General features: G+C 73.2%; 1 protein-coding gene and 1 pseudogene. Both read left to right on the top strand.

Annotated elements, in window-relative coordinates; all coding sequences use genetic code 11:
• Nucleotides 1-1,562 (top strand): annotated as a pseudogene (locus O3Q52_RS51045) (hypothetical protein); the annotation flags it as partial.
• A partial coding sequence (locus tag O3Q52_RS51040; RefSeq protein ID WP_269655235.1) for a hypothetical protein occupies nt 1,555-3,244 on the top strand: 1,690 nt, incomplete at its 3' end. The pseudogene O3Q52_RS51045 and the gene O3Q52_RS51040, both read left to right, overlap by 8 nt.

Here is a 3,244-nt window from a genome sequence, read left to right as displayed (position 1 = left end):
CGGTGGACCGGAGCGCCGACGACGCCGTGTCGCTGCCCCGGGAGCGGCCGGCCGCCGTCCGCTCCTCGCTGGCGGACCTGGCGGAGGACGTGGACGACTACCTTCAGGACCTGCGGCGGCTCTACCCCGCCGCGCCCGCGCCGCCGCGCCGGGGCGACGTGCTGGACCGCATCGACACGTTCCTCAGCCGGTACGCCGGGCTGGTCTCCACCGCGGCCAGCTTCGGCATGGTCCGCAGCGGATGGGGCGAACTGGCCGCCTGGCGCCGCGGCGTCTACGCCGACGTACTCACTGCCGTGGCGGCCACCGCGGACCGGTTGGCGCGTGCGCTCGCCGACGCCGACGCGATCCTGGCGCAGTACGACGCACTGCCCCGGTCCACCCCGAACGCGGAGCGGTACCGGATACTGCGGCAGGCGGAGCGGCTGCTGACCACCACGCCGGTCGCCGTGCCGCCGGATCCGCCGTCCAGGTTCCTGTCGGACCTGCAGTCCAAGCGGCGCGGCTTCGCCCGCCGTCTGGAAAACCTGCGGAAACAGGCCCAGACGAAGGAGAGGTCGCTCAGCGGCCTGCTGGACGAGGTCTCCCGCCTGCTTCCACTCACCGACATCGACCCGGTCGGCCTGGATCTGACCGACCCCCAGGACCGGGTGGTCGCGTTCGGCCGGGAGCTGCTGGACCGCGCCGAGGCGCTGCGGAGCGAGATCACCGGCCGGCTGGCGGCCGGCGCCACCGCGCTCGCCGACTACGACAAGGCCGCCCCCGGGCCGGACCAGGTCCGGTCCGCGACCGAGGCGTTGCGGGCGATGCTCGGCGCCGACATTCTCGTCGTACCCGAGTACACACCCTCCGACGCCCTCGCCTCCGACCTGCGCAAGGCCTTCCGCGACCGCGAGGCACTGGTCGGGCACCTCACCCGGCCGCCGGTGGCACGGGACTTCCCGGTCGACGACTGGCTGCACGGGATCGCCCGCGTGCGCGACATGCCCCGGCTGTGGGAGCGCGCCGTGCTGCTCGCCGACGCACTCCGGGGCCGCGACGGGCTGCTCGACGGCGGACCCGACGGTGACGATCCGCAACTGGTGCCCGTCCAGCTGCCGTACCACGAAAACGACCGCTGGCTGGGCATGGAGTTCGCCACGGGAACCACGATCACCGAGGACCGGCTGCTGTTCACCGCGCACTACGCGGACCAGCCGTCGTCGCGGAACGACCCGCAGTGCGGTGTGCTGTTCGACGAGTGGACCGAGGTGATCCCGGCGGACCGCGAGACCACCGGGATCGCGGTGCACGCCGACAGCCCGGACTCCGAACCTCCGCAGGCGATGCTCCTGGTCAGCCCGCCCGTACGGACCGGCACCTGGAACGTCGACGACCTGCTGGCCGCGGTCAACGAGACCTTCGACCTGGCACGGACCCGGCTCGTGGAACCGCACCAGCTGGACGGCAGCGGATACGCGCAACTGCTGCCGGCGACGCTGATGTCGGCGACCCGGCAGTCGATCACGATCAGCACCGATCTCGCTGTCGCCAACGAGCGCTGGAAGGCAGACCATGACTGAGACCCGCATCCAGGATCTTCCCGGCGCGATGAGCCGGCGCGACCATCCGACGGTCGGGGTGTGGAACCGGCTGGAGGGCCGCCCGCGCACCACCGACTTCGGCCGCGCGCTGCGGGTGGAGGTACGCGACCCGCTGTGGATGCTGGCCCGGCAGTGGCAGCGCGGCGAGTTCCGCGGAACGGACGGCGGGTCGCCGGTGACCGCGACGTACTCGGTCACCGCGAGCCCGCGGGGCCGGTTCCGGTCCGACACCGGCCCGGACGGGGCACCCGGACCGGCCGGGCCGCTGCCTCCCGACCGGCCGTTGGAGGCGGTCGCGGAACGGCGGCCACTGCCGTTCGCCTTTGGCACCGAGCCGATCTCGTTCGACCTCCGGCTGGCGCTGGGCCGACGCTGGCTGAAACTGCTGGCCCGGTCGTCCGAGCTGCGGTCGCGCCACTTCGGCGAGCGGTACGTCGAGTTGTACCCGATAGCGCTGCCCGACCCCGCGAATCCGGCGGACTCCGCACGCGTCGCGCATCCCGAGGCGTGGGCCGCCACCCAGGCGGTCGCCGGCCGACGGCTGGACGGATACCTGCTCTACCAGCACCTGAAGGGCGGCGGTCACGCGGCCGACGGCATCGACGCGCGCGGGCAGCGCAACGAGTTGAACGCTCTCGGCCCCCGGCTGACCGGCTGGTTCGACGACCTGATCGACCAGCCGTCCGGTGCCACCCCGCAACGGCCGGAGGGCGACTCGGCCTGGGACCCGCGGCGGCTGGAGCACCGCTTCTCGGTGTCCGCGGCCGTGCCGGCCGGGGGCGAGCGGGTGCTCACCGCTCCGGAGTACCCCGGGGGCGAGTTGGACTGGCATGCGTTCTCGGTCACTCCCGACGGCTCCCTCGGCGGCACGGCCCCGGCGCCCGCGCCGATCAACCGCACCGTCTTCCCCGCGCCGGTCCGCTTCTCCGGCATGCCGCTGCCCCGGTGGTGGGCGGTCGAGGACGGCCGTACGAACTTCGCGGCGGTCACCCCGGACAGCACCGACCTGGCCCGGCTGATCTTCCTGGAGTTCGCCCTCGTCTACAGCAACGACTGGTACCAGCTCCCCTGCGACCTTCCGGCCGGTACCTTCGCCTCGATCCAGGGCCTCGCGGTGACCGACGTCTTCGGGCAGCGCCGCTGGATCACCCCCGCCGACAGGGGCGTCGTGCAGAACCGGCAGCACTGGTCGATGTACACCCTCAACTCCCTCGGTTCTCGCGATGGCGAACCGGCCGACGACGCCGGCCTGTTGCTGCCGCCCGGTACGCCGAAGGTCGCGACCGGCCCGGCGCTGGAGGAGGTCGTGCTGGTCCGCGACGAGAGCGCGAACCTGGTCTGGGGGGTCGAGCAGACGGTGCGGCAGGCGACCGGCGAGGGCCGAAGCGGTGCCGAGGCCGCGGCCGAGACACTGGCCTTCCGCCGTCGGCTGCATCCCCCGGCCGCCCCGGACGACCCCCACGCGTCCGTCGCGTACCAGGTGATGAGTTCCGTCCCGGAGAACTGGATCCCCTTCATCCCGGTGCACGTCCCCGGTGACAACCGCGCCGTCCAGTTGCAGCGCGCCGCCAAGCCGAGCGAGGTCGACGCCACGCCGATCCGCCCCCGCACCACCCTGCTGCGGGAGGGCCTGGACGCAGGGTGCCCGTATTTCGTCAACG

Origin of the sequence: Streptomyces sp. ActVer, from assembly GCF_027270795.1 — a bacterium.
GTDB classification, from domain to species: domain Bacteria; phylum Actinomycetota; class Actinomycetes; order Streptomycetales; family Streptomycetaceae; genus Streptomyces; species Streptomyces umbrinus_A.
The sequence above is the reverse complement of the archived record's forward strand: the minus strand, read 5'-3'. Positions and strand labels throughout refer to the sequence as shown.